22 protein-coding genes and 1 tRNA gene are annotated in these 20063 nt (G+C 68.9%); 5 read left to right on the plus strand and 18 right to left on the minus strand.

Translation table 11 applies throughout. The features are described from left to right. Positions 1-78: 78 nt before the first annotated feature. The 3 genes from pyrH to rpsB form a co-directional block, all read right to left on the minus strand. Positions 79-840 carry a UMP kinase gene (gene pyrH / locus ACZ5BU_RS34350; RefSeq protein WP_387666247.1) on the minus strand — a complete coding sequence of 254 codons (762 nt, stop codon included), beginning with the start codon at positions 838-840 and terminating at the stop codon, positions 79-81. A gap of 57 nt (positions 841-897) precedes the next feature. Next, positions 898-1716, minus strand: coding sequence for a translation elongation factor Ts (tsf, locus tag ACZ5BU_RS34355; RefSeq protein WP_465704793.1), 819 nt, complete (start codon positions 1714-1716; stop codon positions 898-900). 84 nt (positions 1717-1800) lie between these two features. Next, positions 1801-2775: a 30S ribosomal protein S2 gene (rpsB, locus tag ACZ5BU_RS34360; protein ID WP_465704795.1), complete on the minus strand. Its 975-nt coding sequence runs from the start codon at positions 2773-2775 to the stop codon at positions 1801-1803. Positions 2776-3066: 291 nt separating this feature from the next. On the opposite strand from rpsB, the gene ACZ5BU_RS34365 reads away from it, so the two are divergent. Beyond that, a complete protein-coding gene (locus ACZ5BU_RS34365; RefSeq protein ID WP_465704797.1) occupies positions 3067-3669 on the plus strand; it encodes a peptidoglycan DD-metalloendopeptidase family protein in 603 nt (200 codons plus the stop codon). A gap of 3 nt (positions 3670-3672) precedes the next feature. Here the strand turns inward: ACZ5BU_RS34365 and ACZ5BU_RS34370 are convergent, their stop codons facing one another. The 3 genes from ACZ5BU_RS34370 to ACZ5BU_RS34380 are packed head-to-tail and all read right to left on the minus strand — an operon-like array spanning position 3673 to position 5610. Further along, entirely contained in the window at positions 3673-4077 is a 405-nt protein-coding gene (locus ACZ5BU_RS34370; RefSeq protein WP_465704799.1) for a VOC family protein, read from the minus strand. Between the two features lie 51 nt (positions 4078-4128). Further along, entirely contained in the window at positions 4129-4608 is a 480-nt protein-coding gene (locus tag ACZ5BU_RS34375) for an RrF2 family transcriptional regulator (protein WP_141852253.1), read from the minus strand. Between the two features lie 60 nt (positions 4609-4668). Further along, positions 4669-5610, minus strand: coding sequence for a tyrosine recombinase XerC (locus ACZ5BU_RS34380; RefSeq protein WP_465704801.1), 942 nt, complete (start codon positions 5608-5610; stop codon positions 4669-4671). Between the two features lie 136 nt (positions 5611-5746). Between ACZ5BU_RS34380 and ACZ5BU_RS34385 the strand changes: the two genes are divergently transcribed. The 4 genes from ACZ5BU_RS34385 to dprA all read left to right on the plus strand — a co-directional run bounded on the left by ACZ5BU_RS34385 (position 5747) and on the right by dprA (position 11192). Continuing rightward, positions 5747-7384 carry an APC family permease gene (locus ACZ5BU_RS34385; protein ID WP_465704803.1) on the plus strand — a complete coding sequence of 546 codons (1638 nt, stop codon included), beginning with the start codon at positions 5747-5749 and terminating at the stop codon, positions 7382-7384. A gap of 99 nt (positions 7385-7483) precedes the next feature. Then, positions 7484-7840 carry a YraN family protein gene (locus ACZ5BU_RS34390; RefSeq protein ID WP_465704805.1) on the plus strand — a complete coding sequence of 119 codons (357 nt, stop codon included), beginning with the start codon at positions 7484-7486 and terminating at the stop codon, positions 7838-7840. Then, the gene (locus ACZ5BU_RS34395) at positions 7840-9420 is read left to right on the plus strand and encodes a YifB family Mg chelatase-like AAA ATPase (RefSeq protein ID WP_465704806.1); all 1581 of its coding nucleotides are present in this window, start codon (positions 7840-7842) and stop codon (positions 9418-9420) included. The genes ACZ5BU_RS34390 and ACZ5BU_RS34395 overlap by 1 nt, the downstream gene beginning before the upstream one ends. Further along, entirely contained in the window at positions 9417-11192 is a 1776-nt protein-coding gene (gene dprA, locus ACZ5BU_RS34400) for a DNA-processing protein DprA (RefSeq protein WP_465704808.1), read from the plus strand. Before ACZ5BU_RS34395 ends, dprA begins: the two co-directional genes overlap by 4 nt. A 184-nt stretch (positions 11193-11376) precedes the next feature. On the opposite strand, the gene ACZ5BU_RS34405 is transcribed toward dprA, so the two are convergent. The 12 genes from ACZ5BU_RS34405 to ACZ5BU_RS34460 form a co-directional block, all read right to left on the minus strand. Beyond that, positions 11377-11442, minus strand: a tRNA-Thr gene (locus tag ACZ5BU_RS34405). 513 nt (positions 11443-11955) lie between these two features. Further along, on the minus strand, positions 11956-12279 hold the full coding sequence (locus ACZ5BU_RS34410) for a DUF2469 domain-containing protein (protein WP_012922325.1): 324 nt from the start codon (positions 12277-12279) through the stop codon (positions 11956-11958). After that, positions 12269-12976, minus strand: coding sequence for a ribonuclease HII (locus ACZ5BU_RS34415; protein WP_465704810.1), 708 nt, complete (start codon positions 12974-12976; stop codon positions 12269-12271). Before ACZ5BU_RS34415 ends, ACZ5BU_RS34410 begins: the two co-directional genes overlap by 11 nt. Positions 12977-13027: 51 nt before the next feature. Beyond that, positions 13028-13801 carry a signal peptidase I gene (gene lepB / locus ACZ5BU_RS34420; RefSeq protein ID WP_465704812.1) on the minus strand — a complete coding sequence of 258 codons (774 nt, stop codon included), beginning with the start codon at positions 13799-13801 and terminating at the stop codon, positions 13028-13030. Further along, positions 13798-14427, minus strand: a complete 630-nt coding sequence (gene lepB, locus ACZ5BU_RS34425) for a signal peptidase I (protein ID WP_465704814.1) — start codon at positions 14425-14427, stop codon at positions 13798-13800. The genes lepB (ACZ5BU_RS34420) and lepB (ACZ5BU_RS34425) overlap by 4 nt, the downstream gene beginning before the upstream one ends. A 145-nt stretch (positions 14428-14572) precedes the next feature. Continuing rightward, on the minus strand, positions 14573-14932 hold the full coding sequence (gene rplS / locus ACZ5BU_RS34430) for a 50S ribosomal protein L19 (protein ID WP_458166475.1): 360 nt from the start codon (positions 14930-14932) through the stop codon (positions 14573-14575). Positions 14933-15104: 172 nt separating this feature from the next. Beyond that, positions 15105-16301, minus strand: coding sequence for a tRNA (guanosine(37)-N1)-methyltransferase TrmD (trmD, locus tag ACZ5BU_RS34435; protein WP_465704817.1), 1197 nt, complete (start codon positions 16299-16301; stop codon positions 15105-15107). Next, the gene (rimM, locus tag ACZ5BU_RS34440; protein WP_465704819.1) at positions 16291-16833 is read right to left on the minus strand and encodes a ribosome maturation factor RimM; all 543 of its coding nucleotides are present in this window, start codon (positions 16831-16833) and stop codon (positions 16291-16293) included. The genes trmD and rimM overlap by 11 nt, the downstream gene beginning before the upstream one ends. Positions 16834-16906: 73 nt before the next feature. After that, positions 16907-17158, minus strand: a complete 252-nt coding sequence (locus ACZ5BU_RS34445) for an RNA-binding protein (protein ID WP_131292053.1) — start codon at positions 17156-17158, stop codon at positions 16907-16909. 5 nt (positions 17159-17163) lie between these two features. Next, a complete protein-coding gene (rpsP, locus tag ACZ5BU_RS34450) occupies positions 17164-17700 on the minus strand; it encodes a 30S ribosomal protein S16 (protein WP_465704821.1) in 537 nt (178 codons plus the stop codon). 176 nt (positions 17701-17876) lie between these two features. Beyond that, entirely contained in the window at positions 17877-19229 is a 1353-nt protein-coding gene (locus ACZ5BU_RS34455; RefSeq protein ID WP_465704822.1) for a 6-phospho-beta-glucosidase, read from the minus strand. Positions 19230-19254: 25 nt separating this feature from the next. Beyond that, positions 19255-20007, minus strand: coding sequence for a DeoR/GlpR family DNA-binding transcription regulator (locus tag ACZ5BU_RS34460; protein ID WP_465704824.1), 753 nt, complete (start codon positions 20005-20007; stop codon positions 19255-19257). Positions 20008-20063: the final 56 nt, after the last annotated feature.

Below are 20063 nucleotides of genomic sequence, written 5' to 3' on the forward strand. Positions count from 1 at the left end.
ACATTCCTCGCTTCCTCTGGGCCGCCTCGGCGCGGCCACGTGTGTCCAAGATCCTAGTCGTACGGGGCTTACTACCGGTTACTGACCCCGCGAGACGACAGTGCCGATCTTCTCACCGTGGATGACCCGCTCGATATTGCCCTCTTCGAGACCGAAGATCACGATCGGCAGCGCGTTGTCGCGGGCCAGGCTGATCGCGGTGGCATCGGCGACCCGCAGGCCGCGGGCCAGGAAGTCGTCGTACGACAGCTGGTCGAACTTGACCGCGTCGGGGTTCTTCTTCGGGTCCGAGTCGTACACCCCGTCCACGCCCTGCTTGCCCATCAGCAGCGCCTCGGCGCCGACCTCGAGCGCGCGCTGCGCGGCGACGGTGTCGGTGGAGAAGTACGGCATGCCCGAACCAGCGCCGAAGATCACCACGCGGCCCTTCTCCAGGTGCCGCTCGGCCTTGCGCGGGATGTACGGCTCGGCGACCTGCCCCATGGTGATCGCGGTCTGCACCCGGGTCTCGATACCGAGCTTCTCCAGGAAGTCCTGCAGGGCCAGGCAGTTCATCACCGTGCCGAGCATGCCCATGTAGTCGGCCCGGTTCCGCTCCATACCGCGCTGCTGCAGCTCGGCACCGCGGAAGAAGTTGCCGCCGCCGACCACCACGGCGACCTGTACGCCGGCCCGCGCCACGTCGGCGATCTGCTTGGCGATCGAGTTCACCACGTCCGGGTCGACGCCGAGCTTGCCGCCGCCGAACACCTCACCGGACAGCTTCAGCAGCACGCGGTGGTAGGCGGGAGAGAACGGCGGAGAGGCCGGACTCGTCTCGGTACCCAGGGTTTCCGTCACGATTCCGGCCTCCTCGTTCGTTGCTTCGTTGCCTGTGCGCTCAGATCCTTCGCGGGATCAGGCGCCGACCTCGAAGCGGGCGAACCGCTTCACGGTGACACCGGCCTCGTCCAGCACGGCCTTCACGGTCTTCTTGTTCTCCGTGACCGACGGCTGCTCGAGCAGCACGACGTCCTTGAAGAAGCCGTTCACGCGGCCCTCGACGATCTTCGGCAGGGCGCCCTCGGGCTTGCCCTCCTCGCGGGCGGTCGCCTCGGCGATCCGCTTCTCGTTCTCGACCGTCTCGGCCGGGACCTCGTCGCGGGTGGTGTACAGCGGACGCATCGCGGCGGCCTGCATGGCGGCGCCGCGGGCGGCCTCGACGTTGTCGCCCTCGAACTCGACCAGTACGCCGACCTGGGCCGGGAGGTCAGCGGCACGCTTGTGCATGTACGCGGTGACCTGGCCGTCGAACACGGCCACCTTGCCGAGCTCCAGCTTCTCGCCGATGACGGCGGCCAGCGCCTCGATGTTCTCGGCGACCGACTTGCCGTCGGTCAGCTTCTCGTTCAGCAGGCCCTCGACGTCGCCGACCTTGCTGGCCGCGGCGTGCGTGACGATGTCGGCGGCGAGCTGCTGGAACTGCTCGTTCTTGGCGACGAAGTCGGTCTCGCAGTTCAGCTGGACGAGCGCGTTCTCCGCCGCGGCCACCAGGCCGTTGGTGGCGGACCGCTCGGCGCCGCGCTTCTGGGCCTTGGCCGCGCCCTTGATGCGCAGCTCCTCGATCGCCTTCTCGAAGTCGCCGTCGGTGGCCTCGAGCGCCTTCTTCGCGTCCATCATGCCCGCGCCGGTGGTGTCGCGGAGCTTCTTCACGTCAGCGGCGGTGTAGTTCGCCATTCCTCGTTCTCTCGTCCTGTTCTGGTGCGGCTGGGGGCAACTGTTGGTGCCACCCGGGCGGACCCGGGCGGCACCAGCGGGCTGTCAGGCCTCGTCGGCCTTCGGGGCCTCGTCCTTGACCTCGTCCTTGGCCTCGGTGACGGCGGCCTCGGTGACCTCGGCGTCGGTCGCGACCGGCTCGGTCAGGACGTCGGTCGCCGCAGCGGCCTCGGTCGCCTCGGCGGCCGGCGCGTCGGCGGCCGGGGTCTCCGCGGCAGCCTCGGCCTTGGCCTCGGTGGTGCCGTTCTGGCTCTCCAGCAGCTCCCGCTCCCAGGCGGCCATCGGCTCCTCCTGGCCCAGCTCCTCGCCGGCGGCGGCAGCGCCCTGGCCGGAGCGGCCCATCAGACCGTCCGCGACGGCGTCGGCGACGACCCGGGTGAGCAGGCCGACCGAGCGGATCGCGTCGTCGTTACCCGGAATCGGGTAGTCGACCTCGTCCGGGTCGCAGTTGGTGTCGAGGATGCCGATGATCGGCAGCTTCAGCTTGCGCGCCTCGTCGACCGCGAGGTGCTCCTTCTTGGTGTCCACGATCCACACGGCGGCCGGAACCCGGGCCATGTCGCGGATACCGCCGAGGGTCTTGAGCAGCTTGTCGTGCTCGCGACGCTTCTGCAGCAGCTCCTTCTTGGTGACACCGGAGGCGGCGACGTCGTCGAAGTCGATGAGCTCGAGCTCCTTGAGCCGCTGGAGCCGCTTGTTCACGGTCTGGAAGTTGGTCAGCATGCCGCCCAGCCAGCGCTGGTTCACGTACGGCATCCCGACCCGGGTCGCCTGCTCGGCGATCGCTTCCTGCGCCTGCTTCTTGGTACCGACGAACAGGATCGCACCGCCGGACGCCACCGTGCTGCGGACGAACTCGTACGCACGGTCGATGTAGGACAGCGACTGCTGCAGGTCGATGATGTAGATGCCGTTGCGCTCGGTGAGGATGTAGCGCTTCATCTTCGGGTTCCAGCGCCGGGTCTGGTGCCCGAAGTGCACGCCGCTCTCGAGCAGCTGCTTCATGGTCACGACGGCCATGAGGGTCTCCTTTGGCGGCCCGGGTTCGTTCGGTCCGGGCCTGGTTCTCGGTTGTAACGCCACGGATCGGGTGACCCGCAGCTCCTGATGCCCGTCGCGCCGATCCACCCGGAGCTGGCTCCGGGACCGAGGAACGGCACAATTTGTGCGGGCATGCGTAGTCGTCCCACCTGGATGGGACGCCACCGGAAGTGTACGTGACCCGCCGCCCGCAACGCGAACCGGGCGCAGTTGTCCACAATCCCCGGATCGCCGGTCGGCCGGTCGCCGAACCACGGCACTTTCTCTGGCATGAACGTCACCGTCCTGCCACTGTCCGATCCCCCGCCCGCCCACGCCTCCGACTGGCCTCTTCAACCTCGTCCAGAAGTCGTCCACGGGTTCGAGCTGCCCGCGAAACCGTGGCTACCCGGCCACCGCGGCGTCGACCTCCTCGGCCGTCCCGGTCAGCCCGTCCTCGCCGCCACCCCCGGCACCGTCACATACGCCGGTCCGCTCGCCGGCCGCGGCGTCGTCACGATCACGTACGGCACCCGCCGTACGACGTACGAACCCGTCGTCGCCGACGTACCGGTCGGGGCGTCCGTACGCACCGGCACCGTCATCGGCCGCCTCTCCGCGGCGGGCTCGCACTGCCTGCCCAGAGCGTGCCTGCACTGGGGCCTGCTTCAGGACAGGCAGTACCTGAACCCGTTGTCCCTACTCCCCCGCCCACCGGTCCGTCTTCTCCCGCTGCTCCCGCCTCTTACCTCGGTCAGGCGGACACCCGCGCCCGCTCCACAGCCTGCCCCGATCGGTGACTCGGCCTACCGGAATCGGCGGGCGGCCAAGCTCGTCGTCGCCGCCACGGCTGTCCTGTCGTTGACCGTCGGCCTGCTGATCAGGCGGCAGTGAGCCTCACGCGTGCGGCAGGTTGAGCTGCCACGACACCCCGAACCGGTCGTTGACCCACCCGAATTTCTTGCTGAACCCGTACTCACCCAGCGGCATCAGCGCGCCACCACCCTCGACCAGCGCGTTGTACAGCCGCTCGAGCTCGGCCTCGTCCGCACAGTCCACGAAGAACGACATCGAAGGCGTGAAGGTGAATCCATGGTGCTGGAAGCTGTCACTGCAAATGAACTGCTGCCCGGCCAGACGGAACACGGCCACCATCACCGAGCCCTCCGGGCCGGGCCCCTCGGCGCTGTACTTGGTCATCGACACCACTTCGGCGTCGTCGAACAGCGACAGGTAGAAGGTCATCGCCTTCTCCGCGCCGCCCTCGAACATCAGGAACGTCTTGATCTGCTGCTCGGCCATCACTCATCTCCTACAGTCACCGCTTATATAAGTCCAGACTGTAGCACCCGATCAGCTGCCCGGGACCCGCGCTTGCCACGCGTCCTCGTCCCGCGAACGGCGCTCGACGCCGGCCGGGAGCTTGTTCTTGGCGAGATCGGTGAGCGTGGTGTTCTCGAGGACGTCGCGCAGGCTGGCCCGGGCCGCGATCCAGACCCGCTGCAGGACGACCGCGTGCTCGTTGTAGGACACGCTCTCCGGCCGGACGCCCGAGATGCTCACGATCGGGCCGTCGACGGCGCGCATCACGTCCGCGACCGAGATCTCGTTCGGGTCGACGGCCAGTCGCCAGCCGCCCGACTGCCCGCGCTGGCTGGACAGCACGCCGGCCCGCCGCAGGTCGGCGAGGATGCCCTGCAGGAACCCGTGCGGAATCCCCTGCGCACGGCTCAACTCCTCGGCCGACACCACCGAATGGTCGTTGGCCACCCATCGCTGGGTGATCTCGATCAGAGCTCGCAACGCATAGTCAGACTTCGCCGAAACCCGCATGTCCCGCAGTCTGCCGCATCACGGCTCCCGCCCGCCGCATTCCTCGCGGACAACCGCGCCTCAGGCCCGCGGATGCGCCTGCTGGAAAGCCTGCCGGAGCCGTTCGTCGGAGATGTGGGTGTAGACCTGCGTGGTCGCGAGCGACGCGTGCCCGAGCAGCTCCTGCACGCTGCGCAGATCGGCTCCACCTTCGAGCAGGTGCGTTGCCGCTGTGTGCCGCAGCCCGTGCGGGGCCATGTCGGCGTCGACGACGACCTCGATCCGTTCGTGCACCAGCCGGCGAACCGCCCGCTGATCGATCCGGCCGCCACGAGCGCCGAGGAAGACGGCCGGCCCGCTCCCCTCCCGGGCCAGCCTCGGTCGCGCTTCGGCCAGCCACCGTTCGAGCGCCTGACCAGCCGGCACACCGTACGGCACCGACCGCTCCTTCCGCCCTTTGCCGAACACCCGGACGACGCGACGCGACCGGTCGATGTCGTCGATGTCGAGCGCGCACAGCTCGCCGACCCGGATGCCGGTGGCGTAGAGCAGTTCCATGATCGCGAGGTCGCGGAGTCCGACCGGACTGCCGTCGTCCGCGGCGACCGCGGCCGCGTCGAGCACCGCGCGGGTGTCGGCCTGGCCGAGGACGCCCGGCAGCGTCCGGTGCGCCTTCGGGCTGGCGAGCAACGCTCCGGGATCCGTACTGATCCGTCCGGTTCGTTGCGCCCAGCCCGTAAACACCCTTGCGGCGGTCGCGCGGCGGGCCATCGTGCTGCGGGATTTCCCCAGACTTTGCTGTTTCGCCAGCCAGGAGCGCAGACCTCTGATATCGAGCCGTTCGAGATCATCGTGACCAAGCCGAATCAAATGTTCGAGTAAATCCGTCACGTCGCCGATGTAGGCTCTCACCGAGTGAGTGCTGAGGTTTCTTTCCGCCGTCAGGTGCCTTTCGTAGTCAGCCAGTAACACAGTGAAACCTTCCGGCCAGGAACGGTTTCCACTGACTTCGTCCGGCGTCATACCCCGACGATGCGGTAGGCACCCCGGCACTGCAAGGCACCGCGCGGGGGCCGGGAAGAGGAGGTCTGGTCGATAGCCCAACGGTCGACTACTGTTCGGCCCGATTGCCCTAGTAGCAACGGAGGCACCCCTGACCATGGCCCCCTCAGCGAACGGACAGACCGTAGGCCGGCGCTTGCCGGTCGAGTCGGCGTTCACTCGAGTCGAGGACGCGCGGCACCGTCTGCCGCGTTTGTTCGGTCGTCGCGACCTGGTTGTACTCGGCCTGGGCGTGATGATCGGTTCAGGCATCTTCAGCATCAGCGGCGTCCAGGCGGCCAACGTCGCCGGACCGGCGGTGATCCTGTCGTTCGTCATTGCCGCGATCGTCTGCCTGCTGGCCGCGGCCTGCTACGCCGAACTGTCGTCCACGATCCCGGTCTCGGGTAGCGCGTACACGTTCAGCTACGTGACGTTCGGCGAGGCCTGGGCATGGCTGGTCGGCTGGGCACTCGTCCTCGAACTCGTCACCGCGGCGGCGATCGTCGCCCGCGTCTGGTCGGCGTACTTCCTGGCCACCCTGGACGGGTTCGGCGTCACGCTGCCGAGCGGTATCGCGCAGTTCTTCGGGCCCGAGGCCAAGGTGAACCTGGTCGCCCCGCTGCTGCTGCTGATCCTGACCGCGCTGATCGTGACCGGTACCAAGCTGTCGTCGCGGGTGCTGACCATCGTCGTGGTCGCGAAGGTCGCGGTGATCCTGCTGGTCGTGGTCGTCGGCGCCGCGCACGTCAAGATGGCGAACTACCACCCGTTCGTGCCGACCGCCCGGGCGGCGCCCGCGGCGGCCGATCCGACCGTGCTCGGCTGGGTGCTGGACTCGGCGTTCGGCTCGTTCGGGACGATGGGCATCTTCACCGCCGCGAGCACGATCGTGTTCGCCTACATCGGCTTCGACCTGATCGCGACTGCGTCCGAGGACGCCCGCAGCCCGCGCAAGACCGTCCCGCAGGGCATGCTGCTCGGTGTCGGAGCGGTGACGATCCTCTACATCGCGATGGCGGTCGTCCTGGTCGGCATGCGCCCGTACGCCAAACTCGGCGGCTCCGCACCGGTCTCCGAAGCTCTCGCCGCGGTCGGTGTCGGCTGGGCCGCGAAGGTCGTGAACCTCGGGGCCTTGCTCGCGTTGATGACCGTGATCATGGTGGTCCTGATCGCGCAGAGCCGGGTGCTGTTCAACATGGGCCGCGACGGCCTGCTCCCGAAGAGCCTCGGCCGGGTCAGCCGGGTGTACTCCTCGCCCGCCCGCGCCGCAACCGCCGCCGGCGTCGCCGCCCTGCTCCTCACCCTGTACCCGAAGGTGCTGGAGCTCGAAGAACTTCTCGTCATCGGAGCCCTTTTCTGCTTCGCGTTCTGCGCCGTCGGCGTCCTCCGCCTGCGCCGTACGGAGCCGAACCTCGAGCGCGGCTTCCGGGTCCCGATGGTCCCGCTGATCCCGCTGCTGTCGCTCGGCGCCACGCTCTGGCTGATGCTGAACCTGAAGACCGGCACGTGGATCAAGTTCTTCGTCTGGATGGTCATCGGCATCGCGATCTACGGCCTCTACGGCCGCTGGCACAGCCGCCTGGCCAACGAGGACAGCTGGGACTTCGACCTCGGCGACACCGACCCCGGCACCGGGGGCCTCCAAGCGATCCGCCCCGAGCCCGACCGCCACCCCGAACTCCGCGCCATCCGCACCCCACCCGAGCGGCAACAGCCCTCGAAACCCACCCGCGGCAAACACATGCGCAACTGACCGCCCGTCGCGGTCCGCACCACTGTTGTCCACAGCTGAAAAAGTGACTGCTGAAATCCGGCCCGATCCCGGCATCTTCTCTGCCGGAGGTGGTCATCGATGCAGACCAAGACAGCAGTCGGGCAGTACGGCGAAGATCTCGCCGCGAGGTACCTCATCAGCAACGGTTTCTCCGTGCTGGAGCGCAACTGGCGTTGTGACCTGGGCGAGATCGACATCGTCGCGCGCGAGGCCGGCACCCTGGTCATCTGCGAGGTCAAGACCCGCCGCGGACTCAACTACGGCTCCCCGCTGGAATCGATCACCTACAAAAAGCTGACGACTCTCCGCAAGCTGGCCGGACGCTGGCTGCAGACCCACGAGATCCGGCCGTCCGCGATCCGGATCGACATCATTGCGATCGTCTTCGACAACAACACCCCGCCCAGCGTGGACCATCTCCGAGGTGCCGCCTGATGGCGCTCGCCCACACCTGGTCCGTCGCCCTCGTCGGCCTGGAAGGTCATCTGGTCGAGGTCGAAGCCGACATCTCCCAAGGCTTGCCGAAGACGACCCTGATCGGCTTGCCGGATGCCTCGCTGACCGAGGCTCGCGACCGCGTCCGGGCAGCCGTCGTCAACAGTGGCGAGCGATTCCCCGATCGCAAGATCACCATCGGCCTCTCACCGGCCACCCTGCCCAAGAACGGCTCGCACTACGACGTCGCCATCGCGCTCAGTCTGCTCACCGCCGCCGGTGTCGTCGACCGCGGCGCGCTCCGGCAGACCGCGATCATCGGCGAGCTCGGCCTCGACGGCCGGATCCGGGAGGTCCGCGGGGCGCTGGCGATGACGCTCGCCGCCGCCCGGGCCGGCTTCGACCGCATCGTCGTCCCCGATCAAAACGCCAGCGAGGCCCGTCTGGTGCCGGGCATCGAGGTGTACGGCGTTCGCTCCCTCCGTCAGGTGCTGGCGCTGCTGCGCGGCACCGAGCTCCCCGACGAGGCGCCGGCCCGCGCCGAGCCACGGCTGCTGTCCGAGTCGTTGACCCGCGTTCCCGACGTCGACCTGGACGACGTCATCGGCCACCATGACGGGCGGCGTGCGATCGAAGCCGCCGCGGCCGGCGGCCACAACCTGTTCTTGCACGGCCCACCAGGATCGGGAAAGACCATGCTCGCCGAGCGACTGAGCGGGTTGTTGCCGGACCTGTCGATGGAGGACTCGTTGGAGGTCTCGGCCGTCCATTCACTGGCCGGCTTGCTGACGAGCGATGCCGAGCTGGTCACGCGCCCGCCGTTCATCGCACCACACCACACCGCGTCGCTGGCCAGTCTGGTCGGTGGCGGATCAGGCGTACCGCGACCGGGAGCCATCAGCTGCGCACACCGCGGCGTGCTCTTCATCGACGAGGCAGCAGAGATGCACCCGCTCACGCTCGACACGCTGCGGCAGCCGCTCGAATCGGGATACATCGAGATCCATCGCGCCGCCGCGGTCGCCAAGTTCCCGGCCAGGTTCATGCTCGTCATGGCGGCGAATCCCTGCCCGTGCGGACTCTCCGGCACAGAAATCGGTGGCTCGTGCACCTGCACGCCGCAGGTACTCATGCGCTATCGCCAGCGAATCAGCGGCCCGATCAAGGACCGGCTCGACATCCAGCGCCAGATCCTCCCGGCCGCCCGAACGGTCCGCGACGACGCATCGTCCGAATCAACCGCCGTCGTGGCCGCTCGTGTCAAAGAGGCCCGAGACCGGCAGGCATCCCGCTACCGCAACACAGGCTGGACCCTCAACAGCGACGTCCCAGGCCCCGTCCTGCGCCGCGAGCACCCGCTCAACGACGCCGGCCAGAAACTCCTCGAGGACCTCTACTCGGCCGGCCGTCTCACCGCCCGGGGCCTCGACCGAGTCGTCCGACTCGCCTGGACCCTCGCCGACCTGGAAGGGCGCGCACATCCAACCGTCGACCTGACCCACGAAGCCTTCCAACTCCGCACCGGCGAACCCCTCACCGCCCTCTCCGACGCCCGCCCCCTCAAAGGACCCACCCCATGACCCCCATCCCCCCAACCCTCCCCCGAGCCCCACAACCCCTCCGTCTCCCCACCGCCGCCGCACCCGCCGCACCCACCGCCACCGTCGCCACACCCGTCGCCGCACCCGCCGCCGCACCCGTCTCCACGCCGGTCTCCACACCCGCCGGCACCATCACACTCGCCTCCAGCGGCGCTCCCGGTGCAGTCTGCGTCACCGGCACCACCAGCAAGCAGACGGCCAACGCACCGGGCGTCCGCGCCAGACGGACACCCGCCCGCTCCGCCGACCGCCTCACCAGCTCGACCACCGCGGCACCCGCCGCCGTCACACCCGCCGGCACCGCCACATCCACCGGCACCGACGCTCCCAGTGCAGTCTGCGTCACCAGCACCGCCGGCAAGCAGACGGCCAACGCATCAGGAGTCCCCGCCCGACGGACGCCCACCCGCTCCGGCGACCGCCTCGGCAGCTCGACCACTGATGTCGTGACGGGCGTCTCTGGCGCTGCCACCTTCTTCGCGACACCTGGGATGGCAGTCGAGCCGGCCGGTGACACGTCGTCGGGAGCTGCCTGCGCGGGTGGAGGCGGGGGATCAGCCGGAGGTGCCGGGTTCGGCGGAGGTTCGGTTGCGAAGGTGCTGAGTGATGAGGGTGAGGACGACGAACGGCTCGCGAGAGTCGGGCTGTGCCGGGTGATCGAGCCGGGGGACTTGAAGGCGTTGCAGGCGTTCGGCGGGATGGCGCCGGCGGAGATCTGGGACATGCTGAGCCGGAAAGCCAAAGGAACCGAGCGGTGGTCGACGCGGTTGGCCGAGACGGACCCGAAACGCGACCTCGAGCGGGCTGCGGCGGTCGGTGCACGGTTCGTCATACCTGGCGACGACGAGTGGCCCGAGCAGATCGACGTCCTGGCCGAGGCGGGGCAACTCGCGCGCCGAGCCGGAGTGCCGTTCGGCTTGTGGGTCAGAGGACCGCTGAACCTACGGACCACGCTCGATCAGTCGGTCGCGATGGTTGGATCGCGAGCGAGCTCGTCGTACGGCGAGCATGTGGCAGCCGAGTTGTCGTCAGGACTCGCGGACAACGGATTCGTCGTGGTGTCCGGCGGAGCGTACGGGATCGACGCAGCTGCACACCGTGGCGCGCTCGCCACATCCGGAGCGACGGTTGCCGTGCTGGCATGCGGCGTCGACCAATTCTATCCACGACGGAACTCGGCGCTGCTCAGCCTGATCGCCGAGCAGGGCCTGGTGGTGAGCGAGCTCCCACCAGGCTTTCCCCCGACTCGACTGCGCTTCCTGGCCCGCAACCGACTGATCGCGGCCTCCACTCGTGGCGTTGTCGTCGTCGAGGCAGCAGCCCGCAGCGGCGCCATCAACAGCGCCGGTTGGGCCGAGCAGTGCGGGCGGGCGGTCCTCGCCGTCCCGGGTCCTGTCACTTCCCGGATGTCCGAAGGCACCCATCTCCTGGTCCGTGAGCGCGGCGCCGTCCTCGTCACCAACGTCGCGGAGATCATCGAAGCGATCTCCCCGCTGGGCACCCGGCTGGCGCCCCGGCAGGTCACTCCGAGCACGCCCTACGACCGCCTGGACCACGACCAGCGCCGCACCTTGGACGCCGTGCCCACCCAACGGGCAGCACCCGCCGAACGCATCGCAATCGACGCCGGCCTGGACCTCGACACCACCCAGGAATGCCTCGACGATCTCGCCGACCTCTCCCTGGTCGAACACGACGAAACCGGCTGGCACCTACCACCAACCACCACCGACCCCGACACAACACCCTGACGAGACCAACCGGATACCCGACTACTCCCCGCCGCCCCGCCCCCCACCGCCGCGCCGCCGCGCCTCCCCGCCGCCGGGTCACCAGGTCGAGGGGTCACAAGGCGAGGGGTCACAAGGTCGAGGGGTCACAAGGTCGGAAGACCATGTCGCAGGATTGCCAGGTCGGACTAAGCGGGGGGCGGTCCGGCCCGTCCAGGAGTTGACCTGGACGCCGGCTTACCAGGCCGCCGCGTCCCCACCCCGCCTGGCCGCGGGCTCACCTGATCGCCCAATGCCCGGGTCGTCACATCGCCGGGTCACCGGGTCGCTAGAGCACCCCGCCGACGGGCCGACAGACTACGGGCAGCCCGGCTGACCGGATGACCGGCTGCCGGCCCGACAGGCTGCTGAGAGGCTGCGGGCCGGCGTACGCCGCGCCTGCGGACGTCAGGGGACTCAGGCAGGTGCCGCAGATCGCCGGCCGCTGGCGGCTGCCTGTTGCCGGTTGGTCGCCGGGGTGGTGGGCTTCTGCTGCGTGCCAGCGCTACGCCGCGCGGCCGACGGATCGGCTACCGGCTACCGGCCGCTGGCCCCTGGCGCCACCTGTCGGCTGTTGGCGCTGGTTGGTCGGCGGGGCGGTGGCCTTCCGGTGCGTGCCTGTGCAACGTCGCGCGGCCGGTGCGGCGTCCCGGCGATCCGGCGAAAGCCAGCTTCGCCCGGTGTGGCGGCGGCTGGTGGGGCGGGTTGTCGGGAGGTCGCGGGAGGGCAGCTTGCGGACTTGGGGCTAGCGGCCGAAGTCGGAGTCTTTGGGGACTTCTAGGTCGGACTTGGCGAGTTCTTCGATGTTGACGTCGCGGAAGGTGACGACCTTCGCGTTCTTGACGAAGCGGGCGGAGCGGTACACGTCCCAGACCCAGGCGTCGGCCATCGTGACCTCGAAGTACACGTCGCCGCCCTCGGTGCGGACCTTCAGGTCGACCGCGTTGCACAGGTAGAAGCGCCGCTCGGTCTCGACGACGTACTTGAAGATCCCGACGACGTCCTTGTACTCCCGATAGAGCTGGAGCTCCATATCGGTCTCGTACTTCTCAAGGTCGTCAGCGCTCATGCACACTCTCCACTCCGGTGGGACTGGTCACATTCTGTCCCATATCGGGTCGCAGACTGCGGCGGACATTCTCAAACCGGCGTCGATGTTGTGGGCACGGGCCGTATTCGTCCAGTGCCGCTTGGTGCTCCGGGGTGCAGTAACCCTTGTGGATGCCGAAGCCGTACTGCGGGTACTCCTTGTCCCAGTGCTCCATCACCCGGTCGCGGGTCACCTTGGCGATCACGGACGCCGCCGCGATACAAGCCGCCACGCGGTCGCCCTTCCAGATCGCGAGGCCGGGTACGTCGAGACCGTCGACCCCGAAGCCGTCGGTGAGGACGTACGAGGGGCGCACGTCCAGGCGGAACAGCGCGCGGCGCAGGGCCTCCACGTTCGCCACGTGCATGCCGAGCCGGTCGCACTCCGCGGCCTCGATCGACACGACCGACCATGCCAGGGCCCGCTGGCGGATCTGGTCGTAGCACCGGTCCCGTGCCTTCGCGGTCAGCAGCTTCGAGTCGGCGAGCTCCGGGATCTGGCCGCGCTTGCCGTCGGGCAGGATCACGGCGGCCGCCACCAGCGGGCCCGCACACGGCCCACGACCGGCCTCGTCGACGCCGGCGATCGGGTCCAGCCCGACCCGGCGCAGGGCCCGCTCGTACCCGTACAGCCCGGCGTCCCGTCGTACCGTGCTACCGCGCGGCAGCGCGCTCATCCAGCCCTCCGCATCACACACCTCACCCTAGGCTTCGAAGCCGACAGAACCTCACTTGGGTGGTGGCGTCAGGGATATCGAGGGCTTGTCCGGCGCGGGGCCGGGGGCCGGGACCGCCTTGAAGGTGTCGGGGACGCCGAGTTTGTTCCAACGGCCGGCCGGCCAGACGATCGCGATCGCCCGTCCGGTCACCTTGTCGAGCGGTACGAACGCGGCGTCGCCCTGGTTGGTGCCGTTCGCGTCCAGGTCCTGCAGGTGCACGCGGGAGTCCCCGGAGGCGGACCGGTGGTCGCCCATCACGAAGATCCGTCCGGCCGGGACGGTGACCTGGAACTGCATCTGGGACGGTGTGTCACCGGGATACAGGTAGCCGGTCTCGTCCAGCGGCTGACCGTTGACCAGGATCCGGCCCTTGGCGTCGCAGCAGGCCACCTTGTCGCCCGGCATGCCGATCAGGCGCTTGATCAGGTGACCGTGGCTGGAGTCCGGCAGCAGGCCGACGATCTCGAAGAACCGGCCGATCGAGCCGCGCTTCTGGCCGCTCTCCTCCCGGCCGAGCCAGCCTCCCGGGTCCTCGAACACGACCACGTCGCCGCGCTTGACGTCGGTGAGCTTCTCCACCACGACCCGGTCGCCGACCAGCAGGGTGTTCTCCATCGACTCGCTCGGGATGATGAACATCTGCCCGACGAACGCCCGCAGGATCGACGACACGATCAGGGCGCCGACCACGATCAGGACGAACTCACGGGCGGCCGCCGCGAACCCCGAGCGGTGGGCGGGTTTGGTGTCCTTGGCGTCCGACTTGGTCGGTGTATCGGTCACTTCTTGAGCCCCGGCTTCTTGAAGGTATCCGGAGGACGCAGCATCGTCATCCGGTCAGACGGCCAGATTACGCAACAGGCCCGGCCAACCACGTTCTCGACCGGTACGAACCCGCCGCCAGGCCCGCCCATGTGCGCACGGGAGTCGGCCGACTCGGCGCGATTGTCCCCCATCACCCACAGGTGACCGGGCGGGACCAGGACGTTGAAGGGCATCTCGGACGGCTTGGCGTCCTTCAGCAGGTACTCCCGCTCGTCCAGCGGGATGCCGTTGACGGTGATCTGGCCCTGCTTGTTGCAGCAGACCACCCGGTCGCCGCCGATGCCGATCACCCGCTTCACCAGGTGACCCTCACCGCTGCGCGGCAGGATGCCGACGAACTCACCGATCCGGCGCAGCGTGCCGGGCTCGGTCGGCGCCTCGTTCAGCCAGTTGGCCGGGTCCTTGAAGACGATGATGTCACCGCGGCCGACGTCGCGGTGCATGTAGCTGATCTTCTCGGCCAGGATCCGGTCGTCCTTGGTCAGCGTGTCGTACATCGACTCCGACGGGACGTAGAAGGCCTCGGCCACGAACAGCCGCAGGATCACGGTGATGACGAGCGCGAGCGCCGTGACGGTGCTCATCTCGACGAGCAGGCTGAGCAGCGGATTGCGCTGCTTCAGCCTGCGGTGCCGTCCCTTGCTGCGACGTGCCCTCGTCGGTTCCGGCCGAGGGCGAGCGCGAGTCGCAGTGCTCGGCGCCATAGGTGACCGTCGTCGTTACGCGGCGTCAGGAGGCCGGAACTTCGCGCTTCTCCTTGATCTTCGCCGCCTTACCGCGCAGCTCGCGCAGGTAGTACAGCTTGGCGCGGCGGACGTCGCCGCGGGTGACGACCTCGATCTTCTCGACGATCGGGGTGTGCAGCGGGAAGGTCCGCTCGACGCCGACGCCGAAGCTGACCTTGCGGACCGTGAAGGTCTCCTGCAGGCCACCACCCTGGCGCCGGATCACGACACCCTTGAACACCTGGACGCGGGACCGGTTGCCTTCGACGACCTTCACGTGCACGTTCACGGTGTCACCGGCGCGGAAGGCCGGGAGGTCGTCACGCTTGCTCGCGTTGTCGAGCTCGTTCAGGATGTTGCTCATCTTCAGGTGTCTCTTCCTCGCGCGTGCCACAGGTCACCCACGAATCTCGGTGGTGATGAAGTCATCAGAAGGCTGCCGGTCGGTGGTCACCCCCTGTGGCAGGAGCACCGAAGGGCAGCAGCAGACAATCTTGCCACACGCCCCACACGGTGACGAAATCCGCTGGTGTCCCCTACTTACGGCGACGGCGTTTGGCCAGGTACACCAGCTCGACCTTGGGCGTCTGAGCCTTCCGGCCGGCCTCCCGGTAGCCGGCTTTCCGGTAGAGCGCCAGGTTCCGCTCACTGAGCGCACCGGTGTCCAGCGCGTATGACGTGACCTCGGCCGGCGCCAGCTGCTCGGCAGCTCGGAGCAGACGGGCTCCGAGCCCGCGGCCCTGCCAGTCCGGGGCGACGGCGAGCCGCTCGACCCGTCCCACGGTGTCGTCCACGACCAGCTGGACCGATCCGACGATGCGGGTGCCCGCGACGGCCTTGAGCACGTTCCCGCGTTCCAGGCGGGCCGTCGTGGCGGCAGGGTCGTCGGTCAGCGGCGGGATCGTGTAGTCGTCGTACTGCCGCGCCTCCGAGAGGAAGGCTGCCAGCTGGAGTACGTGGATCTCGCCGGCATCAGCGGCCGTCGCGGGCAGGATCCGGACGCCCGCGGTGTCGTCGCCCTGCCCGAGTACGTCGCCCCACGCCGCCAGGAGATCCGGCCGGCGCTCGGCGGTACGGCGTACCGACTCCTCGTGGCGCCACTCCGCGATCAGGCCGTGGTTCCCGGACAGAAGCAACTCGGGTACGTCATGCCCGCGCCATTCCGGTGGCTTCGTATAGACCGGGTACTCGAGCAGGCCGTCACCGGAGTGGGACTCCTCTGCCAGGGACTCCGGGTTGCCGATCACACCGGGCAGCAGGCGGGCCACGGCCTCGACCATGACGAGTACGGCGACCTCACCGCCGTTCAGCACGTAGTCACCGATCGACACCTCGTCGACGCGCATCCGCTCGGCCGCATACGACGCCACACGCGCGTCGATGCCCTCGTAGCGCCCACACGCGAACGCCAGCCAGGGCTCGGCAGCGAGCTCGTAAGCGAGCTCCTGGGTGAACGGGCGCCCAGCAGGCGTCGGGACGATCAGCCGGGGCTGCGCGGGACCGTCGACAGGCGCGATCGTGTCCAGCGCCTGCCCCCAGGGCTCGGGCTTCATCACCATGCCGGCTCCCCCGCCGTACGGGGTGTCGTCGACGGTCCGGTGCCGGTCGTGGGTCCAGTCGCGCAGATCGTGCAGGTGTACGTCGAGCAGCCCGCTCTTGGCGGCCTTTCCGACCAGGGAGACGTCAAGAGCGGCCAGGTACTCCGGGAAGATCGTGACGACGTCAAGCCTCATCGGTCGGGACCACCTCGGCGCCCTCCGGGTCCAGCAGGCCGGGCCGGTCCGCCACGACGACGTACTGCTTGTCGACGTTGAGCTCCGGGACCAGCTCCTCGACGAGCGGCACCATCACCACGTTGCCCGCCGTACGACGGATCTCCAGCAGGTCCTGCGCCGGCAGGTGGACGACATCGACGACCTCGCCGACGTCCGCGCCGTCGGTGGTGCGTACCGCGAGGCCGATCAGGTCGCGGTCGTAGAACTCGTCCGGGTCCTCCGGGCGCTCGTCGTCGTCGACCTCGGACTGGATCAGCAGGTTCCGCAGCTGCTCCGCGGCGGTCCGGTCCGGTACCTCGGCGAACTTCACCAGCAGCCGCCCGCTGTGCCAGCGGCTCGTGGCCACGGTCAGGGTCCGGGACACCTTGGCGTCCGTGACGACCACCGCACCGTCCGCGAACCGGCGATCCGGCTCGTCGGTCCGGACGTCGATCCCGACCTCACCCTTGATCCCGTGCGCCCGGCCGATCCGCCCGACTGTCACCAGCACCTGCAAACTCCTTCTGTACGAGACGAAGGGCCGCACCCGATTCGGGGCGGCCCTTCATTGTGGACTGCTGAGGTCAGCGGCGCGGGCGCCGGTTGAACTCGTCGACGAAGTCGATGCGCAGCGAGGACTCGGAGCTGAGCGCGCCGACGACGGTACGGATCGCGGTGGCGGTCCGGCCGTTGCGGCCGATCACCTTGCCGATGTCGTCGGGGTGGACGTGCACCTCGAGGGTGCGGCCACGGCGCAGGTTCCGGGCCCGGACGCTGACGTCGTCGGGGTTGTCCACGATGCCTCGGACCAGGTGCTCGAGCGCCTCGGTCTCCATCATCGTCAGGCCTCGGTGGTCTCGGCCGCAGCCTCGTCGGCCTTGGCCTCGTCAGCCTTGGGGGCCTCAGCCTTGGGAGCTTCAGCCTTCGGCGCCTCGTCGGCCTTCGGGGCCTCGGCGGCGGCGTCCTTCGCGGTGTCGTCCGACTTCGCGGCCTTCTTGGCGGTCTTCTTCGCGGTGACGGCCTCGGTCTTCAGCGAACCGTGGGCCTCGGCCAGCGCCTCGTTGAAGATCTCCTGCTTGTCCCGCTTCGGCTCGGCGACCCGCAGCGGCGCCGGGGCCTCCAGGCCCTTGAACTTCTGCCAGTCGCCGGAGGCCTTGAAGATCGCCTCGACGGCCTCGCTCGGCTGCGCGCCGACGCCCAGCCAGTACTGCGCCCGCTCCGACTCGACGCGGATGAACGACGGCTCGGTCTTCGGGTTGTAGATCCCGATCTCCTCGATCGCCCGGCCGTCCCGCTTGGTGCGGGCGTCCATCACGACGATGCGGTAGTGCGGGGTGCGCTTCTTGCCGATGCGCTTCAAACGGATCTTGACTGCCACTTTCGGGTGGTCTCCCTCGGAAATTACATTCTGGGTGAGCAGCACGACCGCGTCGTGGGGACAACGTGGCGGCACTCGATGGGCCGGCCGGGCAGTGGAGTTAGAGGGCTGCACGAAACCAGGACGGACTCAGCCTGACATTGTGCCAGATCCCACAGCGTGGACACCAATCGGCCTCAGCCGCGCAGGTACCCGAGGTCCGGGAGCTGTTCGACGTACGAGTCCAGCAACTCGTGGGCGACCGTCACCGAGTCGACCAGCGGGTGCCAGGCGAACGCCCGTACGGCCGCGTCCCGCGACCCCGACGTGGCGGCATCGATCGTCGATCGTTCCACGGCCTTCACCGCGCAGACGAGCCCTGCCTGGTGGTCGGTGAGCTGGGACACGGTGACCGGCAGCGCACCGTTCGCGTCCACCGTGCACGGGATCTCCACGACCGCGTCGTCGTCCAAGTGCTGTAGTACGCCGCGGTTGCGGACGTTCAGGATCAGCGACGCGCGTTCGTTGTGCGCGATCGCCCGCATCAGCGACAGCGCGACCTGCTCGTACCCGCCGGCGGCCATGTCGCGTTCGTCCCGCTCCCCCGCGTCCGCGACCTCACGGCTTTCCACCATGTACGTCGACTCGCGCTCGGCCCGGGTCTTCTGCCACAACTCGAACGCCTGGTCCGGGTGTCGCCCGGTCTCGGCGTAGAACGCGGACTGCTGCTCGAGCAGGAACGCGCCACGCGTCTGCCGGACAGCCTGTACGGCGGCCAGCGTCTCGCGGGCGAAGTAGTAGTAGTGCAGGTACTCGTTCGGGATCGAGCCGATCGAGCGGAGCCAGTCCGCGCCGAACAGCCGGCCCTCTTCGAAGGACGACAGCGCCCCGGACGACTGCAGCAACTCGGGCAGCCGGTCCACGCCGCCGGAGCGGAGTCCCCGAAGCCAGCCGAGGTGGTTGAGGCCCGCGTAGTCGTAGAACGCGGTTGACGGCTCCACGCCGAGAGCCAACGCCGCGCGCCGTCCGAGCCCGGACGGTGAGTCGCAGATACCGATGACCCGATCGCCCAGGAACGGGAGCATGGCCTCGGTCACCATGCCCGCGGGATTGGTGAAGTTGATCGTCCAGGCGTCGGGTGCGACGGCCGCGATGCGTTGGGCGATCTGCCGCGCGACCGGGAGAGTGCGAAGGCCGTACGCGATGCCGCCGGCTCCGACCGTTTCCTGGCCGAGGACGCCGAGGCCGAGGGCGACGCGTTCGTCGACCGTGCGGCCGTCGAGGCCGCCGACGCGGATGGCCGAGAAGATGAAGTCGGCGCCGCGCAGGGCCTCGTCCAGGTCGGTCGTCTCCGTCACCACCGGCGCCGTCAGGCCTGGATCAGCGGCGTCCGCCTGCTGGCGCAGGACGGCGCCGATCGCGGCAAGCCGGGTCCGGTCGGTGTCGTACAGCATCACGTCGGTGATCCGGCCGTCGCCGAGATCACCCAGCAGCGCGTGGTAAACGAGCGGAACCCGGAACCCGCCCCCGCCGAGAATCGTCAGTCGCACAGCGACACCCCCTGGATCCGCGTGTTCACGCCAAAACCACCTGTACTCCCGCCTCCGCCAGTTGGGCCCGGGTGGCCTCGTCGGCGCCGGGCTCGGTCACCACCATCGTCAGTTCACCCGGTTCACACACCCGCGCCACCCCGTGGCCCGGGAACTTGGTCCCGTCGGCGAGCAGTACGACGCGGTCCGCCGCGTTGATCATCGCCCGCTTCACCGGAACTTCGATCATCGTGCTGTCCATCACCCGGCCGTCCGGACGGACCCCGCTGGTCCCGAGGAACAGCCAGTCGACGTGGATCTGCCGCAGGCTCTCCTCGGTCAGGTAGCCGACCAACGACCGGTACGAGCGCCGTACGAATCCACCGAGCACGATCAGCTCGATCTGCTCGTCGTTCTGCAGCTCCTCCAGTACGGCGAGGTTGCTGGTCACAACCGTCAACGACCGGCCGTGCAGGTGTTGCGCCACCCGGAGTGCCGTCGTACCGATGTCGAGCAGCACCGACTCACCGTCGGTCACCAACTCGGCGGCCCTGCGCGCGATCCGGTCCTTCTCCTCGGCATGTACGGCGTTGACGTCCGCGAACGGTTCGTCGCCGCCGTCGACCGCGAGCGCTCCGCCGTACACCCGGGTCAGTCGGCCCTCGGCGTGCAGCTGCTCCAGGTCGCGGCGGATCGTCGCCTCGCTCACGCCGAGCTTGGAGGCAAGCACCTTGACGCCCCCGGCCCCGTCGGCCCGGAGCGCCCGGACGATCTGATCCTGTCGCTGCTTCGGCAACACAGGCAGACCGTATCACGCAAACTCCGTCATTATCAGTCAAATCTATGAGCAGGTAT

The sequence above is a fragment of the Kribbella sp. NPDC031520 genome (assembly GCF_055580825.1).

What these genes read in the sequence shown, in the direction of transcription:
- ACZ5BU_RS34365 (WP_465704797.1), top strand. Translation starts at nt 3,067, where the DNA reads ATGAACGTCACCGTCCTGCCACTGTCCGATCCCCCGCCCGCCCACGCC.
- rpsB (WP_465704795.1), bottom strand. Translation starts at nt 2,775, where the DNA reads ATGGCCGTCGTGACCATGAAGCAGCTGCTCGAGAGCGGCGTGCACTTC.
- ACZ5BU_RS34410 (WP_012922325.1), bottom strand. Translation starts at nt 12,279, where the DNA reads ATGAGCGCTGACGACCTTGAGAAGTACGAGACCGATATGGAGCTCCAG.
- ACZ5BU_RS34370 (WP_465704799.1), bottom strand. Translation starts at nt 4,077, where the DNA reads ATGGCCGAGCAGCAGATCAAGACGTTCCTGATGTTCGAGGGCGGCGCG.
- ACZ5BU_RS34415 (WP_465704810.1), bottom strand. Translation starts at nt 12,976, where the DNA reads ATGAGCGCGCTGCCGCGCGGTAGCACGGTACGACGGGACGCCGGGCTG.
- ACZ5BU_RS34390 (WP_465704805.1), top strand. Translation starts at nt 7,484, where the DNA reads ATGCAGACCAAGACAGCAGTCGGGCAGTACGGCGAAGATCTCGCCGCG.
- trmD (WP_465704817.1), bottom strand. Translation starts at nt 16,301, where the DNA reads ATGAGGCTTGACGTCGTCACGATCTTCCCGGAGTACCTGGCCGCTCTT.
- ACZ5BU_RS34380 (WP_465704801.1), bottom strand. Translation starts at nt 5,610, where the DNA reads ATGACGCCGGACGAAGTCAGTGGAAACCGTTCCTGGCCGGAAGGTTTC.
- ACZ5BU_RS34395 (WP_465704806.1), top strand. Translation starts at nt 7,840, where the DNA reads ATGGCGCTCGCCCACACCTGGTCCGTCGCCCTCGTCGGCCTGGAAGGT.
- tsf (WP_465704793.1), bottom strand. Translation starts at nt 1,716, where the DNA reads ATGGCGAACTACACCGCCGCTGACGTGAAGAAGCTCCGCGACACCACC.
- ACZ5BU_RS34445 (WP_131292053.1), bottom strand. Translation starts at nt 17,158, where the DNA reads ATGGAGACCGAGGCGCTCGAGCACCTGGTCCGAGGCATCGTGGACAAC.
- ACZ5BU_RS34385 (WP_465704803.1), top strand. Translation starts at nt 5,747, where the DNA reads ATGGCCCCCTCAGCGAACGGACAGACCGTAGGCCGGCGCTTGCCGGTC.
- ACZ5BU_RS34375 (WP_141852253.1), bottom strand. Translation starts at nt 4,608, where the DNA reads ATGCGGGTTTCGGCGAAGTCTGACTATGCGTTGCGAGCTCTGATCGAG.
- lepB (WP_465704814.1), bottom strand. Translation starts at nt 14,427, where the DNA reads ATGAGCACCGTCACGGCGCTCGCGCTCGTCATCACCGTGATCCTGCGG.
- rplS (WP_458166475.1), bottom strand. Translation starts at nt 14,932, where the DNA reads ATGAGCAACATCCTGAACGAGCTCGACAACGCGAGCAAGCGTGACGAC.
- dprA (WP_465704808.1), top strand. Translation starts at nt 9,417, where the DNA reads ATGACCCCCATCCCCCCAACCCTCCCCCGAGCCCCACAACCCCTCCGT.